Consider the following 19027-nt stretch of genomic DNA (forward strand, 5'->3'; position numbering starts at 1 on the left):
TCTCAGTCCCATAACTACGCGGTACCCTCGTGCGCATGACCGGGCGAGGCGCGTCGGCCGACGACGAGCAGGAAGATCACGGTCGTGGCACCGGGCGTTTGCTGTTAGTAGCGGCATTGGCGCTCGCCCTCGTGGCCGCGGCGGTGCTCGTGGCGAGCGACAGCGCCCGCATGCTGCGCCTGGCCGTGGTGGCCGCGTTGTGGGCGGCCCTGGTGGGTGCCTTCCTCGCAGCCAAGTACCGCAAGCAGGTCACTGAGCGCGACGACGAGGTGGCCGACCTCCAGTCCGTCTACGAGCTCGAGCTGGAGCGCGAGGTCGCGGCCCGCCGCGAGTACGAGCTGGAGATCGAGTCCGAGACCCGCAAGCGCATCGAGGAGGAGTCGCGCGCGGACATCGAGGCCCTGCGCGCCGATCTGCACGCCCTGCGCGACAACCTCCAGGCGTTGCTCGGCGGTGACGTCCTCGTCGAACGCGTGGCCCTGCGCGCCGAGTCGACCCGCCTGCGCTCCCTGGCCTCCGACGCCGCCCGCCTGGCCGGACTGCCGGAGAACCGCATCATCAACGCCAAGCCCGCGATCACCGCCTCGACCTCGATCTCGGCCAAGGTGCCGGTGGAAAAGCCGTCCGAGCGCACCGAGCTGATCGAGCGCGTGGCCCACGACGCCAAGGTGCAGCCGCCGCGTCGCGAGCCGGCCCGCCCGGAGCCCACCCGCCCCGAACCGACCCGCACCTCGCCCCGCCCGCAGCCGGCCGTGGTGCGCCGCGAGCCGGTGAAGGCCGTGAAGCAGGAACCGGTCCGCCCGCAGCAACGCCCGGCCGCCGCCGGCGTCGCAGCCCGCCTGGGCGCCCCGCCCCAGGTAGCGCAGCCGCCGACGATGAAGACCCCGCCCGTAGCGCCGCCGCCCGTGCAGGCCCAGGTCCACCGAACCGAACGCGTGCAGCGCCCGCAGCAGAACCGCACCGAGGCACTGTCACGCCCGGCCGAGCCGCCCAAGGCACCCGCCGCCGTGGCCAAGGCCGTCGAGACCCGCAAGCCCGAGCCCCCACGCTCCCGCGTGGCCGAGCGCACCGAGATGATCAACCCCTCGATGCTCGCCGACTCACGCGCCCAGGCCACCGGCGGCGGCCGCCGCCGAGCCGACGACCGCCCCGAACCCGAGCAGGACAGCGGCTCGTGGGAAACCCTGAAGCCGTCTTCCGGCGGCGCGCCCTCACCTTCCGGCGGCCGCCGCCGAGCCGACGACCCGCCGCCGCGCGAGGAGTCCCCCCGCACTCGCCGCTCGCCAGAGGACTCGCTGGTATCGCTACCGCCTTCGGGCCGCCGCGCCGCCGAACAGTCATCGGCGCGCCTGCCGGTGGTGCCGACCGGCCGCCGCACCGCCGCCGACGAACCGCCGGTCGCCGGCCGCCGGGTCGCCGAGGACTCGTCCACGCGCCTGCCCGCGGTGTCGACCGGACGCCGGGCCGCGCCGGAGGACCCGTCGGGTGCGCACGCGGACGGCAAGTCCGTGAGCGAACTGCTGGCGTCGCTCGGCGGTGGCGACGCGCCTCGTCGCAGGCGTCGTCGCGACGAGTAAGTGTTCGTCGATCTAGCTGGCGCTGCCGGGGTCCGTGAGTGGGCTGCTGGCGTGGCTAGGTGATGGAGACGTGCCTTGTGGTCGGTCTCGTCGCGACGAGTAGGCGTTTGCTGGTTTCGCTGATGCTGGCAGGAAGTCTGTAAGTGGACTGCTGGCGTGGCTCGGTGGTCGCGGCGCGTCGGGTTGGTGTCGCTGACGCTGCCGGGAAGTCCATGGGTGAGCTGCTGGCGTCGCCTGGTGGTGGCGGCGCGCCTCGTCGTTGGCGCCGGCGCGTCGAGTAAGTGTTCGTCGATCTCACAGACGCCTGCCGAGAAGCCCCTAAGCGAGTTGCTGGCGTCGCTCGGTGATGGCATGCGCCGGGTCGTCGGCGTTGGCGCGTCGAGTAAGTGTTTGTCGGTTTCGCTGACGCTGCCGGGAAGTCTGTGAGCGCATTGCCCTGCGCCCCTCCGCGCAGTTACTTGTCGATGTCGCCGACGATCACCGCGAACGAGCTCAGCACGGCCGGCAGGTCGTCGACCTTCGTGCCCGGTAGCAACGCGGACAGCGCCTGCACGTTGTTGAACGACGGCGTGCGGAGCTTGAGGCGCCACGGGGTCTTCTCGCCGCGCGATGACAGGTGCACGCCCGACGTGCCGAGCGGCGCCTCGACGCGCGTGTAGACCGACCCCTCGGGCGCCTTGATCGCCTTGGGCAGCCGCACGTTCACCGGACCCGACGGCAGCTGTTCCAGGCAGGACAACGCCAACGTGACAGACAGCCGAGCCTCGTCCAGAAGGCAATGCACGCGCGCGGCGGCGTCGCCCTCGGTTCGCACGACGGGCGTGAAGGGCAAGGACTTGTAGGCGGGCAACGGATCGTCACGCCGCAGGTCGAAGTCGACCCCGCTGGCGCGTCCGATCGGGCCGGTCACGCCGTACGCCAGCGCATCGGCGCGAGGCAGGACGCCGAGCCCTTCCAAGGCGGCAAAGGAAACCGGCAGCGAGTCCACGTCCACAGTGGACAGGAAAGCGGCGGCCCTGGACGTCCAGCCGGCCGGGACGTCCTCGCGCAGGCCGCCGATCCTGTTGAACATGAAGTGGATGCGGCCGCCCGAGGCCTCTTCCATCAGGGACTGCACGCCCTCGCGGTACACGGCGGCGTTGGGGGACAACGGGGTCAGGAAGACCATGTGTGCCATCAGGCGGTTGAGCTCGCACAGCAGGGCGCGCAGCCATTGGGCGCGGGCCGGGACGTCCATGCCCGTCATGCGTTCCACGGCCAGGGCCACGGCCAGTTCGTTGCAGAAGGCGGCCAACCAGTCGTGGCGGTTGGCCAGCGTCAGGACCTGGCGGTAGTCGCGGACCTCGAACAGCTTCTCGGCGCCGCGGTGCAGGTGGCCCACCAGCGGTTCGGCGGCGGTGATCATCAGGTCCGGTGTGACGGTCAGGCGCAGGCGGTAGGCGCCGTGGGCCGACGGGTGCAGGGGGCCCAGGTCGATCACGCGGTCCACGCCCAGGTACTGCGCGCCCGCGCCCACGCCAACGGTGATCTGCTCGCTCACCCGAGCATGGTTTCACGCGCGAACGGGACCGACGCGCAGCGACGTCTTCCGCGTGACCGGTCTGCGGTCCCGACGGCCTGGAGAAGACCGAGGCGGTCCGGGCTCAGGCCCTGGTGATCGCGAAGTAGAAGCACCCGTGGGACAGGCTGCGGATCTGGAGCGACTCGATCTCGGGATTGTTGAACAATCCTTCGATTGCACGATCGAACGATCCTGGCTCCACCAGCTCGCCGTCGTTGATCTGGCCGGCTGCGTTGTAGGAACGCAGGATCCGGGGATTGTTCAACAATTCTACAGGGAGACGATCCAACGAAGGCGCGGCCGGGCAGTCGACGTGCGTGAAGATCGGGCCGACCTCCGAGTACGGACCCTTGCCGAACGGGGGCGAGTAGCGGAACAGCCAGACCGGCTCGTCGGCCAGCGACTTCCGCAGGCAGCACCGCAGCGGCACGTCAGGCTCGGAGGCGCGGTACTCGCGTCCGGGGTCGGAGAGAGCGGCGGACGGCGAGACGGTGTGGATTCGCATGAAGAGAACGATCGTCGTCAGGAAGCCGAAAAGCTGGCGGGAATCGGACGCCAGGGCGGCAGCGAGGGCAGCAGGTCCGACACAGCGACACCACACCCGTGCAGCAGCCAGCCGAACGCCCCCAGCCCGCGCGGGTCACGCAGCTCAGCAATCCGTCCGGCGCGAGAAGCCGACGAAAGCCACTCCCACCCGGACCCGGAAACCGAGCCGACCAGCCCGAGCGCAGCGAGAGCATCCCGTTGCGACACCAGCACCCAGTCCCCACCGGCAGCCGCGGCACAAGCATCCAAGGCAACGTGCGCGGTGATGTCACAAGACCCGTCGAACACCGGCGCGACCTGACGCCCGTCCCGATACCCGGTCAGCGTGAACCGCCGCGACGACACCAGATGCCCGTAGTCGATCGCCAACGCCGCCCCGCGAACCGAAGCAACCGCAGCAGTCCAGGCCGCGTCCCGGGGAGCCCCCACTTCGGCCTGTGAGCCGGCAGCAAGAGAAGGCCACCACCGGGCGATCCACGGATCGGACGAAGGCCCGGTCACCACCGGACAGGGGATCGAGTCGAGCCACTCGTGCCCGACCAGCAGCCCAACGCACGAGGGCACGGACGAAACCCACCGAACCCCAGGCAGCGAAACAGGAGGCCCGAGCTCGACGGCCGTGACCCGCAACCGGGCTGCCAGCGACCCGGAAGCCAGCGACCGAACCGCGAAAGCCAGCTCTCCACCACCGGCACCGACGTCCACGAAGTCCACGACCGGGGGAAATCCGAGCGCGGCATCCACCCGCGACAACAACTCCACCAAAGCGGAAGCCAGCTCAGGACCAACCAACGGCGAGGTCCGGAAGTGCGAAGACGGCTTCTCCCCGCGCGCGAAGAAGCCGTCCGGCCCGTACAACGCGGCATACCAAGCGGCTTCCCAGTCGAACATCGGTCAAGTGTGCATCTAAGGTCATTTCCCGTGAACGACGCCGATCTCTCGCCGATGCCGACCAAGAGGCGCATCGAGCAGCGCCGTTGGACCGTGCTCTTCCCCGTGGTGGCGCTGATCGCCCTCGCCGCCGCGGGACTCGTGCTGTTCGCGCTGGGTACGTCGGCCATCGGCATCAAGCCCCTGCTGGTCGGTGCCGCCGCCGCGCTCATCCCGGTCGCGTTCGTGGTGAGCGCGTTCCTGTGGATCGACCGCTGGGAGCCGGAACCGGCGAAGATGCTGCTCTTCGCGTTCGTGTGGGGCGCGTGCGGGGCGACGATCAGCTCGCTCGCGTTCAACCAGACGAGCCGGGTGCTCGGCAGCCTGCTCACCGACGACGGCACGACGTTCACCGCGGTGGTCGGCGCTCCGATCGTCGAGGAGGCGACCAAGGCGGCGTTCCTGCTGGCCGTGTTCCTGCGGCGCCGGCACGAGTTCGACGGCGTCGTGGACGGCATGGTCTACGCGGGCATCACGGCCGCGGGCTTCGCGTTCACCGAGAACATCTGGTACTTCGGCCGGGTCTTCGTGGCCGACGGGATCGGTGGCATGGGCGGCGGTGTGATCGCGCTGTTCATCCTGCGCGGGGTGCTGTCGCCGTTCGCGCATCCGCTGTTCACGTCCATGACCGGCATCGGCGTCGGCATCGCGGCCAGCTCCAGCAACACCACGACCAGGATCATCGCCCCGATCGGTGGCTACCTCACCGCGGTGGGCCTGCACTCGCTGTGGAACTTCTCCACGACGGTCGGCACCGGCGCGGAGTTCATCAACCTGTACTTCCTGATCATGGTGCCGGTGTTCGCGGGAGCCGTCGCGATCGTGGTCTGGCAGCGGCGCCGGGAGCAGCGGATAGTGGCCGGGCAGCTGGCCGCGATGGCGCAGAACCGGTGGATCGCCAACAGCGAGGTGGCCCTGCTGGCCAGCCTCAACGGCCGCAAGAACTGGCTGCGAGCGGTCAAGCGCAAGTCCGGTGACACGGCGGTCAAGGCCGTGCGGAGCTACCAGGTCGCGGTCACCGAGCTGGCCTTCCTGCGACACCGCATCGAACAGGGAACGGCGGGTCAGAGCGCCGAACATCGTCACGGGGTACTGCTCGACACGCTGCACGCCGCCAGGGCGGCCGCACGCCGGTGAGTCCCGTCACCGACCGGCCTCAGGCAAGGATCGGCGGGATTACCCTCGGCGGCGTCGTCTGGTACCCGAACCGGGACTGGAACGTCAGAAGGAGTTAGTCGCATGGACGCGACCCCACGTCCGGCCAGGCTCGCCGTCGGTGTCATCTCGGCAGGCCGCGTCGGTTCGGTGCTGGGCGCCGCGCTGGCCAGGACGGGCCACGTGGTGGTCGGCGCGACAGCCGTCTCCCAGGCCTCCCGCAACCGCGCGGAAGAGCTGCTGCCCGGTGTCCCGATCGAGGACCCGACAGAAGTCGCCCAACGAGCAGACCTCGTGCTGTTGGCCGTGCCGGACGACGAGCTCCCTGGTCTCGTGAAGGGCCTCATCGCCACCGAGTCGCTGCGCGCGGGCCAGATCATCGTGCACACCAGCGGTGCCCAGGGCGTCAAGGTTCTCGAACCCGCGGCCGCGCTCGGTGCGCTCACGCTCGCGTTGCACCCCGTCATGACCTTCACCGGCCGCGAGGAAGACCTGCAGCGGATGCGCGCCGCGTGCGTCGGCGTGACGGCGGCGGACGGCGACGAGGTGGCGTGGAGCGTCGGCGAGGCACTGGTCGTCGAGATGGAGGCGGAGCCGATCAGGGTGCCCGAGGCCGTCCGCCCGCTCTACCACGCGGCACTCGCCCACGGCGCGAACCACCTGATCACGCTCGTCCGCGACGCCGCCGACCTGCTGACCGGCGCGAACATCCCCAACGCCGAACGACTGCTCGGCCCGTTGCTGTCCGCGGCGCTCGACAACGCGCTGCGCCACGGTGACCGGGCCCTCACCGGTCCGGTCGCCCGCGGCGACACGGGTACCTTGCGCAAGCACCTCGGCGTGCTCGCCGAGCAGGCACCGGAGATCCTGCCCAGCTACCGCGTGCTCGCCCGCCGCACCGCCGAACGGGCCGAGCACTCAGGGCTGCTCAAGCCCGACGCGGCCAACGACGTTCGCACCACTCTCGAGGACTGACGTGACCAAGCCACTCACCAAGGACGACTACCGCCCGGACGACGTCACGGTGCACCGCGACCCCGTCCGGCTCAACCGGGTCATCAGGGCGCTGCGCAACGCCGGCCGCAACGTCGCGCTGGTGCCCACGATGGGCGCGCTGCACGCGGGCCACCGCCAGCTGATCCGCGAAGCCCAGGTCATGCAGAACACGGTGATCGTGGTGTCGATCTTCGTGAACCCGCTGCAGTTCGGGCCGAACGAGGACCTCGCGAAGTACCCGCGGCAGTTCGAGTCCGATGTGGACATCTGCCGCGAGGAGCGCGCCGGCATCGTCTTCGCGCCGTCCGTCGAGGACATGTACCCCGCGGGCGCTCAGGTCACCGTGCACCCCGGTCCGCTGGGCGACGAGCTGGAGGGCGCCTCGCGCCCCGGCCACTTCGGCGGCGTGCTCACGGTCGTGTCGAAGCTGTTCAACATCGTGCAGCCCGCGTACGCGGTGTTCGGGCAGAAGGACTACCAACAGCTGCAGCTGATCCACAAGATGGCGCGGGACCTCAACTTCCCGCTCGACGTCGTCGGCGTGCCGACCGTCCGCGAGCACGACGGGCTGGCACTGTCGTCGCGCAACGCCTACCTGAGCCCGGAGCAGCGACACCAGGCCGTCACGCTGTCGGCCGCGCTGACCGCCGGCGCCCACGTCTCCTCGCAGGGCGCTGACGCGGTGCTCAAGGCAGCGCACGACGTGCTGGCGCAGACGCCCGAGATCGAGCTGGACTACCTGGAGCTGCGCGGTACCGACCTCGGTGCCGCGCCGGAGAACGGCGACGCGCGCCTGCTCATCGCGGCCCGCGTCGGTTCCACCCGCCTGATCGACAACATCGCGGTGTTGCTCGGCGAAGGCGACGAGTAGGGGGATGTGGCCATGTTCCGCACGATGCTGAAGTCCAAGATCCACCGCGCGACCGTGACGCAGGCGGACCTGCACTACGTCGGTTCGGTGACGGTGGACGAGGACCTGATGGAGGCCGCCGACCTGCTGGCGGGCGAGCAGGTCGCGATCGTCGACGTCTCCAACGGCGCACGGCTGGAGACCTACGTGATCCCCGGCGAGCGCGGCACCGGCGTGCTGGGCATCAACGGCGCGGCGGCGCACCTCGTGCACCCCGGCGACATCGTGATCCTCATCGCGTACGGGCAGATGGACGACGCCGAGTCGCGCACCTACCAGCCGCGGGTCGTCTTCGTGGACGCCGACAACAAGGTCGTCGACCTCGGCGCCGACCCCGCGCACGCCCCCGAGGGCTCCGGTCTGGTGAACGGCTCCACGAGCGCCCCTTCGTCCGAGACCGTTGAGGCGACCGCGCTCGACGCGTTGATCCAGGCCGAGAACTAAGGAAACGCACTGTGCTGCTCGCCATCGACGTCGGCAACACCAACATCGTGCTCGGTCTGTACGACGGGGTCGGCGACTCGGCCCCGCTCGTGCGTGACTGGCGGATGCGCACCGACGCCAGGATGACCGCCGACGAGCTCGCGCTGACCATGCGCGGCCTGCTCGGCGAGTACGCCGACAAGATCACCGGCATCTCCGCGCTGTCCACCGTGCCCGCGGTGCTGCGCGAGTTGCGGGTGATGCTCGGCCGCTACTACGACGCGGTGCCGAAGATCCTGGTGGAGCCGGGCGTGAAGACCGGCGTGCCGCTGCTCGTGGACAACCCGAAGGAGGTGGGCTCGGACCGCGTGATCAACACGCTGGCCGCGCACCACCTGTACTCGACCTCGTGCGTCGTGGTGGACTTCGGCACTTCCACGAACCTCGACGTGATCTCGTCGCGCGGCGAGTTCCTCGGCGGGGCGCTGGCACCGGGCATCGAGATCTCGGTCGACGCGCTCGCCGCCCGCGCCGCCCAGCTGCGCAAGGTCGAGCTGGTCAGGCCGCGCAACGTGATCGGCAAGAACACCGTGGAGTGCCTGCAGTCCGGCATCGTCTACGGGTTCGTCGGCCAGGTAGACGGGCTCGCGCGCAGGATCGCCGAGGAGCTCCAGCAGACCGATCCGGGCCCCGTCACGGTGATCGCCACCGGTGGCCTCGCGCCGCTGGTCGTGTCGGAGTCCTCGACGATCGCGCACCACGTGCCCGACCTGACCCTGTTGGGGTTGCGCCTGGTGTTCGAGCGCAACATGCCTACTCGCTGACGCGCACCGTCCGGAACACCTCCGAGTACAAGGGGACGTCGAACGGCCCGTTCGACGTCTCCGGGCGCTCGCGGAGGAACGCGATCATCTTCTCGTTGACCGCGGCCCGCTCCTCGTCGTCGATGACGAGCATGCGCGAGTGCGTGTTGATCCAGGCGACAGCCGCTTCCGGCGAGTTCCTGCGGTGCACGTGCGGGAACACCTGGTGCTCCGCGGGCGTGAACAACGGGTGCGCCACGACGTCCACCGGGCGCTGCCGCTGCGACTCGACGCTGGTGTTCGACAGCTGCTGGAACTCGTTGAGCCACGCCACGTCCGGGTCGGTGTCGAGCCACATGGCCGCGAGCACACCGCCCGGCCGCAGCACGCGGGCGATCTCCGGCAGCGCCTTCTCCTGGTCGAACCAGTGGAACGCGGTGCCGACGAACACGGCGTCGACCGACTGGTCGCGCACCGGGATGTGCTCCGCGTGGCCGGGCAGCGCGCGCACGTCGTGCACACGGCGCACCAGTTCGGACAGCATCTGCTCGTTGGGCTCGACGGCCGTCACGTGGTGGCCCTCGGCGACCAGTCCCGCGGTCAGCTTGCCGGTGCCGGCGGCGAGGTCCAGCACTTCTAACGGCTCGGATGTGCCCAGCGGCTCCAGTGCCCACCGGATCGCCGCCACGGGATAGTCAGGCCTGTGTTCGGCGTAGGCCTCGGCCTGCGCGCCGAACGAGTCCGCTCGCCTCGCGTGTAGATCCATCACCACAACTTAGGCCGTCGCGAATCCGCCGGGGTATCCGGTTCGCTTTGCCTCCACGCCCTTCCGTACCCTTCTCGACGTGAGTGAGCAGCCGAAGCAAAACCTCGTGACCAGCGAAGAAGACCTGCCAGAGCAGATGCGCGTGCGCCGGGAGAAGCGTGCGCGGCTGCTCGCTTCCGGCAAGGAGCCGTATCCCGTCGAAGTCGAGCGCACGCACACGTTGCGCGAGATTCGCGACGCGCATCCCGAACTCGAACCCGACACGCAGACCGGCCAGATGGTCGGAGTGACCGGCCGGATCATGTTCATGCGCAACACCGGAAAGCTGTGTTTCGCGACGTTGCGCGAAGGCGACGGCACCGAACTGCAGGCGATGCTGAGCCTCGCCGGTGTCGGTGAGGAAGCACTTTCCGAGTGGAAGACCGACGTCGACCTCGGCGACCACGTTTTCATCCACGGCGAGGTCATCAGCTCTCGTCGCGGCGAGCTTTCCGTGATGGCCGACGCGTGGCAGCTCACGTCGAAGTCGCTGCGCCCGTTGCCGGTCGCGCACAAGGAACTCGGCGAGGAAACCCGTATTCGTCAGCGATACGTCGACCTCATCCTGCGGCCGTTGGCACGCGACACCGTTCGGACCCGCGCGAACGTGGTCCGTTCTCTGCGCGACTCGTTCCACCGGCGCGGATTCCTCGAAGTCGAGACGCCGATGTTGCAGACGCTGCAGGGTGGTGCGTCCGCGCGTCCGTTCATCACGCACTCGAACGCCCTCGACATCGACCTGTTCCTGCGCATCGCGCCGGAGCTGTACTTGAAGCGCTGCGTCGTCGGTGGCATCGAGAAGGTCTTCGAGATCAACCGCAACTTCCGCAACGAGGGTGTGGACTCGTCGCATTCGCCCGAGTTTTCGATGCTCGAGTACTACGAGGCGTACGCCACGTACGACTCGAACGCGAAGCTGACTCGCGAGCTCATCCAGGAAGCCGCGGAAGCGGTGACCGGTTCTCAGATCGTCACGTTGGCGGACGGGTCGGAGTACGACCTGTCGGGTGAATGGACGACGCTGAGCATCTACGAGTCGTTGTCCGACGCCGTTGGTGAGGAAATCACCCCCGAGACGCCGGTCGAGGTGCTCCGCAAGCTGTGCGATCGCCACGAACTCGAGGTCAACCCGAAGTTCGGGCACGGCAAGCTGGTCGAGGAGCTGTGGGAGCACCTGGTGTGCGACTCGCTCTACCTGCCCACGTTCGTGCGCGACTACCCGATCGAGACGTCGCCGCTGACCAGGCAGCACCGCACGAAGCCGGGTGTCGCCGAAAAGTGGGATCTGTACGTGCGCGGATTCGAACTCGGAACCGGTTACTCCGAACTGGTGGACCCCGTGATCGAGCGGGAACGCCTGGAAGCACAGGCGCGTCTTGCGGCGGCCGGTGACCACGAGGCCATGCCGATCGACGAAGACTTTCTGCGATCACTGGAGTACGGAATGCCACCGAGTGGTGGTGTCGGAATGGGTATCGATCGGCTGCTGATGGCCCTCACGGGTCTGGGTATCCGGGAGACCATCTTGTTCCCGCTCGTTCGCCCTGAATGAGTAACTTTCCGGATGTCGATAGGTGCAATGCGGCACCTGTGCGCTAACCTGCGTCGCAAGAGGCTTTAGTTGGCGACGCGGGTGCACCGCGCATTCGGGGTCCAGGAGGATACGCATGGCGCAGAAGGTCACCGTGACCCTCGTCGACGACCTGGACGGCTCCACTGCGGAGGAGACCGTCGAGTTCGGGCTGGATGGTGTCAGCTACACGATCGACCTTTCCTCGGGCAATGCGGGCAAACTGCGAGACGCTCTTGCCGACTTCGTCGGTGGTGCACGTCGCGCGGGTGGTCGTAAGCGCGTTGGTCCAGGTCGTCCGGCGGGTGTGAAGGCACGCCCGGCATCGGCGGATCGTGAGCAGAACCAGGCCATTCGAGAGTGGGCTCGCAAGCAGGGCATGAAGGTGTCGGATCGCGGCCGCATCCCGGCCGAGGTGCTCGACGCGTACCACCAGCAGGGCTGAAATTCGTTAAATCACGAAGGGGTTCCGGGTGCGATTCCCGGAACCCCTTCGTGCTATTTGAGTGACTGATCAACTACTGGGTGGCGCCCAGAAGGCTGAACGGTGCGATCCAAACGAGATGTTCGGCACGAGATCTTGGGCGTCTTGCTTCTGATCTTTTAGTTGATCTGACAACGGGTTGGCAGAACATTCTTCGCCGGTCTTCTGCGTCACTTCTTCTCGGATGTGACCAGAAGCAACACCCTTCACGGCTGTCCCACCAGGTGGTTCGGTTAGGCTTACCTGTCCTGTGCGGAGCCTGGGAGGGGTGGGCCTTGGGTCGTCGGTCGCTGGGCCTGACCTTCCTGCTGGTCGTGCTGGTCGCCGTGTCGCTGGCGAGCATCGCGATCGGCTCGAAGGAGATCCCGCTGTCCGGGGTGTGGCACGGGCTCTTCACGCCGACCGGGGTCGAGAACGACGTGGTGATCCGCGAGCTGCGGATCCCGCGGACATTGCTCGGCGTCGTGGTCGGCATCGCGCTGGGTGTCGGTGGCGCCCTCATGCAGGGCCACACGCGCAATCCGCTGGCCGACCCGGGCATCCTCGGCGTCACGCACGGCGCCGCGCTGGCGGTCGTCCTCTCGATCTTCACGCTCGGCGTCTCGTCGCTGGTCGGCTACATCTGGTTCGCCTTCGCCGGCGCGATGGTCGCGAGCGTGGTGGTGTTCCTGCTCGGCTCGGCGGGCCGGGGTGGTCCGTCGCCGGTGACGCTGGCGCTGGCCGGTGCCGCGGTGTCGGCGCTGATGCACGGTCTGGTGTCGGCGATCGTGCTGCTCGACCAGCAGTCGCTCGACGCGTTCCGGTTCTGGCAGGTCGGGTCGATCGCGGGCCGCGACCTGTCCGTCCTGAACCAGGTGCTGCCGTTCCTGGCCGTCGGGCTCGTCGTGGCGGCGTTCAACGCGCCGGGGCTCAACGCGTTGTCGCTGGGCGAGGACGTGGCCAGGTCGCTCGGTGTGCGGGTCGGGATGACGCGGTCGTTGGGCATCTTCGCGATCACGCTGCTGGTGGGCGGGGCTGTCGCGGCGTGCGGGCCCATCGGGTTCATCGGGCTGGTCGTGCCGCACGTGGCGCGCGCGTTCACCGGCCCGGACTACCGCTGGCTGCTGCCGTTCTCCGCGCTGGTGGGCGCGATCCTGCTGCTGCTCGCCGACATCCTCGGCCGCGTGGTGGCCCGTCCGTCCGAAGTGGAGGTCGGCGTGATGCTGGCGCTGCTCGGTGCGCCGTTCTTCATCTTCCTGGTGCGCCGCAAGCAGCTGGTGAAGATTTGAGCGCCGCGACCACGGCGCTGCGGGTGGGCGCCGCCTCGTTCAAGCTGCGCCGCCGGCCGCTGACGGTCGTGGCGGTCGCGCTGGTGCTGCTGGCCGCCGTGCTCGTCGTCGACATCATGATCGGCGACTTTCCGCTGACCGCCTCGCAGGTGATCGACGCGTTGTTCGGTGGCGGGACCCGGCGCGACCAGTTCGTGGTGACGGAGCTGCGGCTGCCGCGCGCGTTGACCGGGCTGCTCGTGGGTGGCGCTCTGGGGCTGTCCGGGGCGATCTTCCAGGCGATCGTGCGCAATCCCTTGGCGTCACCGGACATCCTCGGCGTGACGTGGGGAGCCGGGGCCGGCGCGGTCTCCGTGATCACGTTGTCCGGGTCTCTGGGTGTGGTCACCGGGAGCGCTGCCTCCATCGGGCTCCCGCTGGCCGGGCTCGCCGGCGGGCTGGTCGCCGGGCTGCTGGTCTACGCGCTGGCCTGGCGGCAGGGCATCGAGGGCTTCCGGATGGTGCTGGTCGGGATCGGCGTCACCGCCGTGGCCGGCAACTTCACGCACTACCTGCTGACCGTCGGGGACGTGCAGGACGCCGGTCGCGCGATGGTGTGGATCACCGGGTCGTTGAACGGCCGCGGCTGGGAGCACGTCGTGCCCGTCGCGCTGGCCCTCCTGGTGCTGATTCCCGTGGCGTTGATCGGCGGCCACGTGCTCGGCGCACTTCAGTTCGGCGACGAGACCTCACGCGGGCTCGGCGTGCGGGTCAACGTCGCGCGGTCGGGCCTGATCATCGTCGCGATCGTGCTGGCATCGGTGGCCACGGCCGCCGCCGGTCCGATCGCGTTCGTCGCGCTGGCCACGCCGCAGATCGCGTTGCGCCTGGCCGGGACCGCCCAGCCGCCGCTGTTCGGATCCGTCGTGATCGGGGGCGTGCTGGTGATGCTCTCGGACCTCGTCGCGCGGACGGTCTACCGGATCGAGTTGCCGGTCGGTGTCGTGACGGCCGTGCTCGGTGCGCCCTATCTGATGTACCTGCTGGTTCGGAGTCGTCGGGAGGCTCGGGTATGACGGTGCGTCTTGAGGCTTCGTCCTTGTGCGTGGGATACGGCGAGAGGCTGGTCGTCGACACGCTGGACCTGTCGGTCGTCGGTGGGACCGTCACCGCGGTGATCGGGCCGAACGGGTGCGGGAAGTCGACGTTGCTGCGTGCGCTGGGGCGGTTGTTGCCTGCTCGGTCCGGTGCGGTGTTGCTGGACGGCAAGCAGATCGACCGGATGCCCACTCGTGAGGTGGCTCAGGTGCTGGGGTTGTTGCCTCAGGCGCCGTCCGCTCCCGAGGGGCTGACTGTGGCGGATCTCGTTGCGCGGGGGCGGCATCCGCACCAGTCCTGGTATCGGCAGTGGTCTTCTGAGGATGCGGCTGCTGTTGACGCCGCGTTGGAGATGACCGGGATCTCGGATCTGGCTGAGCGGACCGTGGACGAGCTGTCCGGGGGGCAGCGGCAGCGGGCATGGATTTCCATGGCGCTTGCTCAGGGCACGGATCTGTTGCTGCTGGACGAACCCACTACCTATTTGGACCTCGCGCACCAGATCGACGTTCTGGATCTGGTGCAGGAGTTGCACGTTTCTCTGGGGCGGACGGTGGTGATGGTGCTGCACGACCTGAACTTGGCTGCTCGGTATGCGGACACCATCGTTGCCATGCGGGATGGGCGGATCGTGGCTCAGGGAGCGCCGGCCGACGTGCTCACCGAGACGTTGCTGCTGGACGTGTTCGGGCTGGACGCTCGGGTTGTCGAGGATCCTGTGGCTGGGACGCCGTTGGTGGTGCCGGTTGGGTCTCGGCATCGGGTCTTGTAGAGGGGCGCCTTCGGCGCGCGCTCCGGTCCCGTGGGTCGTTCTGTTGCGTTGGCTGGTGCCTGTTCCGTGTCCGTAGGTGGTCACCTTGCGAGACTTCACCTTGCGTTGCGTGCTTCCCCTCGGGGGCTCTGCCCCCAAACCCCCGCCAATCTGATCGGGGGGTCCAGCGCCGCTTGCGGGTTGATGGCACGCCTGTTGCTTTCGGCGGCTGCGCGTTGCGTAGGTGGTGCGGTCCGGGTGGGGTCCCGTCCCAAGCCGAGCCGGAGCGAGCCACACCAGAGTCGGGGTGTCAACCGGACGAAAAGCGTGTCCCGTTGGCACCCCTGCCCTGGCGCGGCAAGAGCTGAGGCACGACTCGTGACGGGACCCCACCCGGAGCGCACGGGAAGAGCAGCTCGCCTTCGGCGTCGCCTTGCCTCAGCTTCGCCCTCGGGTCGCCTCGGCTTCGCCATCGGGCGCGTTGGGCTGCTAGGAGCAGGTGCGCGGGCAGGCCGTGCAGGGTTCCGCGTCCGGGAGGACGTAGTGGAAGCAGCAGCTGTTGCGCTTGCGCTTCCAGCCCTCGTCGGAGAGGTGGAGGGTCGTCGCCGAGACGAACGGGGCGAGCTTCTCCGGGAGGATCAGCGCCGCGTCGGTCACGCCGCCGTTCTCGTCGCCGCACGCGCGGCCCGCTGCCCAGGCGCCGTACTCGAGCATGTCGGTGGCGGCTGCCCAGAGGGTGCGGCGGCCGAAGCGGACCACCTGGCCGAAGGAGGCGACGAACTGGGCGGCGTGGGCGGCGTAGCGGGCGCGGAGGAGAGCTGTCAGGGCTGCTTCGTTCGCCACGACGGTGGCGGCCGGGTGGTTTGAGGCCGGGTCGTCCGGAAGGCAGGCGAACTCGTCGCACAGGACGGCGATGCCGTCCGGGTGGGGGCGGCCTTCGGTGTTGACGCGGAAGGCGATGTCGGACGGGCGCAAAGAAGGGACGCGGCGGGCCGTGTGGAAGAGGAGGCCCGCGATGGTCCCTGGGATGTGCAGGTACCAACCCATGATGTAGCCGGCGGTGGCTCGGTCGTCGGACTCGCCGTAGTTCTCGACCATCCACTCGGACAGGTCTTTGCGCCACAGGTCGAAGCGTGAAGGGCTGGCCAGGAGGTCCGAGCAGATCGTCCAGTCCGGGGACTGGGTGCCGAAGCGGATCTCGGAGTTGGACGCCAGACGCGCGATGGATTGGGCCAGAGGCGTGAGCGCACGCGGGTTCTGCTGTGAGACCCTCGCAGGTACGGTCACGCGCAAGTCCAATCTCATTGGCTCAATGAGGCTTGCCTAACCTTACCCAAGATCGTGCTGCTGGCGCTCGTCGAGGTGTGCCCGGTCACAGGAGTATCGCTCAACGGTCGGTTGTTCGCGCTGAGCGGACATCGCCCGATCTGTGGAATCCGTTGCTCCCGACCTGCGTTGATGCTGGTGTCAGGGTTGGCCCGATCGCGCTGTGCGCTGATGGGAGCCACAGGTCTCGGGACCGCCCACTACAGTGGTGCCACGGTGCCGCGCTCACCAGGGTAGATCGGTGGAGCCGAGGACCGCCGACGCAGCAGTCAGGGAGTGCGAATGTTCGAAAGGTTCACCGACCGCGCGAGGCGGGTGGTTGTCCTTGCCCAAGAAGAGGCACGGATGCTCAACCACAACTACATCGGCACCGAGCACATCCTCCTGGGTCTGATCCACGAGGGTGAAGGTGTCGCCGCCAAGGCGCTCGAGTCGTTGGGGATCGCGCTGGAGGGCGTCCGCCAGCAGGTCGAGGAGATCATCGGCCAGGGCCAGCAGGCCCCGAGTGGACACATCCCCTTCACCCCGCGCGCCAAGAAGGTGCTTGAGCTGTCACTGCGCGAGGCGCTGCAGCTCGGCCACAACTACATCGGCACCGAGCACATCCTGCTCGGCCTCATTCGCGAGGGCGAGGGCGTTGCTGCGCAGGTCCTCGTGAAGCTGGGTGCCGACCTCAACAGGGTGCGGCAGCAGGTGCTGCAGCTGCTGTCCGGTTACTCGACGGAGAAGGGCGCGTCGGAGTCGACCGGTCGTGGCGAGGGCACCCCGTCGTCTTCCCTGGTCCTCGACCAGTTCGGGCGCAACCTCACGGCTTCGGCCCGTGAGGGCAAGCTCGACCCGGTCATCGGGCGCACCAAGGAGATCGAGCGGGTCATGCAGGTGCTGTCCCGCCGCACCAAGAACAACCCGGTCCTCATCGGCGAGCCCGGCGTCGGCAAGACCGCCGTCGTCGAGGGCCTGGCGCAGATGGTCGTCAAGGGCGAGGTGCCTGAGACGCTCAAGGACAAGCAGCTCTACACGCTCGACCTCGGCTCGCTGGTCGCGGGCTCGCGCTACCGCGGTGACTTCGAAGAGCGCCTGAAGAAGGTTCTCAAGGAGATCCGCACGCGCGGCGACATCATCCTGTTCATCGACGAGATCCACACGCTCGTCGGTGCGGGTGCCGCAGAGGGCGCGATCGACGCGGCTTCGATCCTGAAGCCGATGCTGGCGCGCGGTGAGCTGCAGACGATCGGTGCCACCACGCTCGACGAGTACCGCAAGCACGTCGAGAAGGACCCCGCGCTGGAGCGCCGCTTCCAGCCGATTCAGGTGGGCGAGCCGTCGCTCGAGCACACCATCGAGATCCTCAAGGGCCTGCGCGACCGGTACGAGGCGCACCACCGCGTCTCGATCACCGACTCCGCGCTCGTCGCCGCCGCCACGCTGGCCGACCGGTACATCAACGACCGGTTCCTGCCGGACAAGGCGATCGACCTCATCGACGAGGCCGGCGCGCGCATGCGCATCCGCCGGATGACCGCGCCGCCAGACCTGCGCGAGTTCGACGAGAAGATCGCGGACGTGCGTCGCGACAAGGAGTCCGCGATCGACGCGCAGGACTTCGAGCGCGCCGCCAAGCTCCGTGACGCGGAGAAGCAGCTCCTGGGCCAGAAGGCCGAGCGGGAGAAGCAGTGGAAGGACGGTGACCTGGACGTCGTCGCAGAGGTCGACGACGAGCAGATCGCCGAGGTCCTCGCCAACTGGACCGGCATCCCGGTGTTCAAGCTCACCGAGGAGGAGACCACGCGTCTGCTCCGCATGGAGGACGAGCTGCACAAGCGGATCATCGGCCAGGTCGACGCGGTCAAGGCCGTGTCGCAGGCGATCCGCCGCACCCGCGCCGGTCTGAAGGACCCGAAGCGCCCCTCCGGCTCGTTCATCTTCGCCGGCCCGTCCGGTGTCGGTAAGACCGAGCTCTCGAAGGCGCTGGCGAACTTCCTGTTCGGCGAGGACGACGCGCTCATCCAGATCGACATGGGCGAGTTCCACGACCGGTACACCGCGTCGCGGCTCTTCGGTGCCCCTCCCGGTTACGTCGGCTACGAAGAGGGCGGCCAGCTCACCGAGAAGGTGCGCCGCAAGCCGTTCTCCGTCGTGCTGTTCGACGAGATCGAGAAGGCCCACCAGGAGGTCTACAACACGCTGCTCCAGGTTCTGGAGGACGGCCGCCTGACCGACGGTCAGGGCCGGACGGTGGACTTCAAGAACACCGTCATCATCTTCACGTCGAACCTGGGCACGTCCGACATCAGCAAGGCCGTCGGCCTCGGCTTCACCTCGGGTCAGGACACCGCGTCCAACTACGAGCGCATGAAGAACAAGGTCAACGACGAGCTGAAGAAGCACTTCCGCCCCGAGTTCCTCAACCGCATCGACGACATCATCGTCTTCCACCAGCTGACTCAGGACGAGATCATCAAGATGGTGGACCTGATGATCGCCCGCGTCGAGACGCAGTTGAAGAACAAGGACATGGCGCTCGAGCTGACCGACAGGGCCAAGTCCCTGCTGGCCAAGCGCGGCTTCGACCCGGTGCTGGGCGCCCGCCCGCTGCGCCGGACGATCCAGCGCGAGATCGAGGACACCCTGTCGGAGAAGATCCTGTTCGGCGAGATCCAGCCGGGCCAGATCATCATCACCGACGTCGAGGGCTGGGACGGTGTGTCGGACGACCACGACAAGGCGAAGTTCGTCTTCCGCGGCGAGGCCAAGCCGAACCGCGTGCCGGACGCTCCGCCCGTCGACCTGGCGGCCCCCGCGGTCGCCGAGTCGCAGGACGCTCCGGTGAACGAGACCGAGTGAT

Annotated in this window: 17 protein-coding genes; 12 read left to right on the forward strand and 5 right to left on the reverse strand. The window is 68.6% G+C overall.

Annotated features, from left to right (window positions below; genetic code table 11):
• Positions 1 to 35 precede the first annotated feature (35 nt).
• On the forward strand, positions 36 to 1577 hold the full coding sequence (locus ABZ345_RS30145) for a DUF6779 domain-containing protein (RefSeq protein ID WP_359855925.1): 1542 nt from the start codon (positions 36 to 38) through the stop codon (positions 1575 to 1577).
• A 454-nt stretch (positions 1578 to 2031) separates the two neighbouring features.
• Here ABZ345_RS30145 and ABZ345_RS30150 read toward each other — a convergent pair whose 3' ends face one another.
• The 3 genes from ABZ345_RS30150 to ABZ345_RS30160 form a co-directional block, all read right to left on the reverse strand.
• A complete protein-coding gene (locus tag ABZ345_RS30150; protein WP_359855927.1) occupies positions 2032 to 3117 on the reverse strand; it encodes an NADH-quinone oxidoreductase subunit D in 1086 nt (361 codons plus the stop codon).
• Positions 3118 to 3220: 103 nt separating this feature from the next.
• A complete protein-coding gene (locus tag ABZ345_RS30155; RefSeq protein WP_359855930.1) occupies positions 3221 to 3643 on the reverse strand; it encodes a DUF1203 domain-containing protein in 423 nt (140 codons plus the stop codon).
• Between the two features lie 17 nt (positions 3644 to 3660).
• Positions 3661 to 4575, reverse strand: coding sequence for an SAM-dependent methyltransferase (locus ABZ345_RS30160; protein ID WP_359855933.1), 915 nt, complete (start codon positions 4573 to 4575; stop codon positions 3661 to 3663).
• Between the two features lie 30 nt (positions 4576 to 4605).
• Between ABZ345_RS30160 and ABZ345_RS30165 the strand changes: the two genes are divergently transcribed.
• The 5 genes from ABZ345_RS30165 (at position 4606) to ABZ345_RS30185 (ending at position 8922) form a co-directional block, all read left to right on the forward strand.
• A complete protein-coding gene (locus tag ABZ345_RS30165) occupies positions 4606 to 5751 on the forward strand; it encodes a PrsW family intramembrane metalloprotease (protein WP_359855936.1) in 1146 nt (381 codons plus the stop codon).
• Between the two features lie 102 nt (positions 5752 to 5853).
• A complete protein-coding gene (locus ABZ345_RS30170; protein WP_359855938.1) occupies positions 5854 to 6744 on the forward strand; it encodes a DUF2520 domain-containing protein in 891 nt (296 codons plus the stop codon).
• Between the two features lies 1 nt (position 6745).
• Positions 6746 to 7636, forward strand: a complete 891-nt coding sequence (gene panC / locus ABZ345_RS30175) for a pantoate--beta-alanine ligase (protein ID WP_359855941.1) — start codon at positions 6746 to 6748, stop codon at positions 7634 to 7636.
• Between the two features lie 12 nt (positions 7637 to 7648).
• Positions 7649 to 8119 (forward strand): aspartate 1-decarboxylase, encoded by a 471-nt coding sequence (gene panD / locus ABZ345_RS30180; RefSeq protein WP_359855944.1) that lies wholly within the window; start codon positions 7649 to 7651, stop codon positions 8117 to 8119.
• A gap of 11 nt (positions 8120 to 8130) precedes the next feature.
• Positions 8131 to 8922: a type III pantothenate kinase gene (locus tag ABZ345_RS30185; protein ID WP_359855946.1), complete on the forward strand. Its 792-nt coding sequence runs from the start codon at positions 8131 to 8133 to the stop codon at positions 8920 to 8922.
• Here the strand turns inward: ABZ345_RS30185 and ABZ345_RS30190 are convergent.
• On the reverse strand, positions 8912 to 9667 hold the full coding sequence (locus ABZ345_RS30190) for a methyltransferase domain-containing protein (protein ID WP_359855949.1): 756 nt from the start codon (positions 9665 to 9667) through the stop codon (positions 8912 to 8914). The genes ABZ345_RS30185 and ABZ345_RS30190 overlap by 11 nt on opposite strands.
• A gap of 136 nt (positions 9668 to 9803) precedes the next feature.
• Here ABZ345_RS30190 and lysS point away from each other — a divergent pair, with 136 nt between their 5' ends.
• From lysS to ABZ345_RS30215, 5 genes are all read left to right on the forward strand, one after another.
• Positions 9804 to 11258 carry a lysine--tRNA ligase gene (gene lysS, locus ABZ345_RS30195; RefSeq protein WP_359856054.1) on the forward strand — a complete coding sequence of 485 codons (1455 nt, stop codon included), beginning with the start codon at positions 9804 to 9806 and terminating at the stop codon, positions 11256 to 11258.
• 115 nt (positions 11259 to 11373) lie between these two features.
• On the forward strand, positions 11374 to 11721 hold the full coding sequence (locus ABZ345_RS30200; RefSeq protein WP_045317204.1) for an Lsr2 family protein: 348 nt from the start codon (positions 11374 to 11376) through the stop codon (positions 11719 to 11721).
• Positions 11722 to 12035: 314 nt separating this feature from the next.
• Positions 12036 to 13028, forward strand: a complete 993-nt coding sequence (locus ABZ345_RS30205; RefSeq protein ID WP_359855952.1) for an iron ABC transporter permease — start codon at positions 12036 to 12038, stop codon at positions 13026 to 13028.
• On the forward strand, positions 13025 to 14083 hold the full coding sequence (locus ABZ345_RS30210; RefSeq protein ID WP_359855955.1) for an iron chelate uptake ABC transporter family permease subunit: 1059 nt from the start codon (positions 13025 to 13027) through the stop codon (positions 14081 to 14083). The genes ABZ345_RS30205 and ABZ345_RS30210 overlap by 4 nt, the downstream gene beginning before the upstream one ends.
• Positions 14080 to 14877, forward strand: a complete 798-nt coding sequence (locus tag ABZ345_RS30215) for an ABC transporter ATP-binding protein (protein ID WP_359855958.1) — start codon at positions 14080 to 14082, stop codon at positions 14875 to 14877. The genes ABZ345_RS30210 and ABZ345_RS30215 overlap by 4 nt, the downstream gene beginning before the upstream one ends.
• A gap of 468 nt (positions 14878 to 15345) precedes the next feature.
• On the opposite strand, the gene ABZ345_RS30220 is transcribed toward ABZ345_RS30215, so the two are convergent.
• Complete coding sequence (locus ABZ345_RS30220) at positions 15346 to 16143, reverse strand: (2Fe-2S)-binding protein (protein ID WP_359855960.1); 798 nt, start codon at positions 16141 to 16143, stop codon at positions 15346 to 15348.
• A 321-nt stretch (positions 16144 to 16464) separates the two neighbouring features.
• Here ABZ345_RS30220 and ABZ345_RS30225 point away from each other — a divergent pair, with 321 nt between their 5' ends.
• Positions 16465 to 19026: an ATP-dependent Clp protease ATP-binding subunit gene (locus tag ABZ345_RS30225; RefSeq protein ID WP_359855963.1), complete on the forward strand. Its 2562-nt coding sequence runs from the start codon at positions 16465 to 16467 to the stop codon at positions 19024 to 19026.
• The last annotated feature ends 1 nt before the right edge of the window (position 19027 follow it).

It is taken from the genome of Lentzea sp. NPDC005914, assembly GCF_040629405.1.
GTDB lineage: Bacteria > Actinomycetota > Actinomycetes > Mycobacteriales > Pseudonocardiaceae > Lentzea.

What these genes read in the sequence shown, in the direction of transcription:
- ABZ345_RS30145 (WP_359855925.1), top strand. Translation starts at nt 36, where the DNA reads ATGACCGGGCGAGGCGCGTCGGCCGACGACGAGCAGGAAGATCACGGT.
- ABZ345_RS30155 (WP_359855930.1), bottom strand. Translation starts at nt 3,643, where the DNA reads ATGCGAATCCACACCGTCTCGCCGTCCGCCGCTCTCTCCGACCCCGGA.
- ABZ345_RS30160 (WP_359855933.1), bottom strand. Translation starts at nt 4,575, where the DNA reads ATGTTCGACTGGGAAGCCGCTTGGTATGCCGCGTTGTACGGGCCGGAC.
- ABZ345_RS30170 (WP_359855938.1), top strand. Translation starts at nt 5,854, where the DNA reads ATGGACGCGACCCCACGTCCGGCCAGGCTCGCCGTCGGTGTCATCTCG.
- panD (WP_359855944.1), top strand. Translation starts at nt 7,649, where the DNA reads ATGTTCCGCACGATGCTGAAGTCCAAGATCCACCGCGCGACCGTGACG.
- ABZ345_RS30190 (WP_359855949.1), bottom strand. Translation starts at nt 9,667, where the DNA reads ATGGATCTACACGCGAGGCGAGCGGACTCGTTCGGCGCGCAGGCCGAG.
- lysS (WP_359856054.1), top strand. Translation starts at nt 9,804, where the DNA reads ATGCGCGTGCGCCGGGAGAAGCGTGCGCGGCTGCTCGCTTCCGGCAAG.
- ABZ345_RS30200 (WP_045317204.1), top strand. Translation starts at nt 11,374, where the DNA reads ATGGCGCAGAAGGTCACCGTGACCCTCGTCGACGACCTGGACGGCTCC.
- ABZ345_RS30215 (WP_359855958.1), top strand. Translation starts at nt 14,080, where the DNA reads ATGACGGTGCGTCTTGAGGCTTCGTCCTTGTGCGTGGGATACGGCGAG.
- ABZ345_RS30225 (WP_359855963.1), top strand. Translation starts at nt 16,465, where the DNA reads ATGTTCGAAAGGTTCACCGACCGCGCGAGGCGGGTGGTTGTCCTTGCC.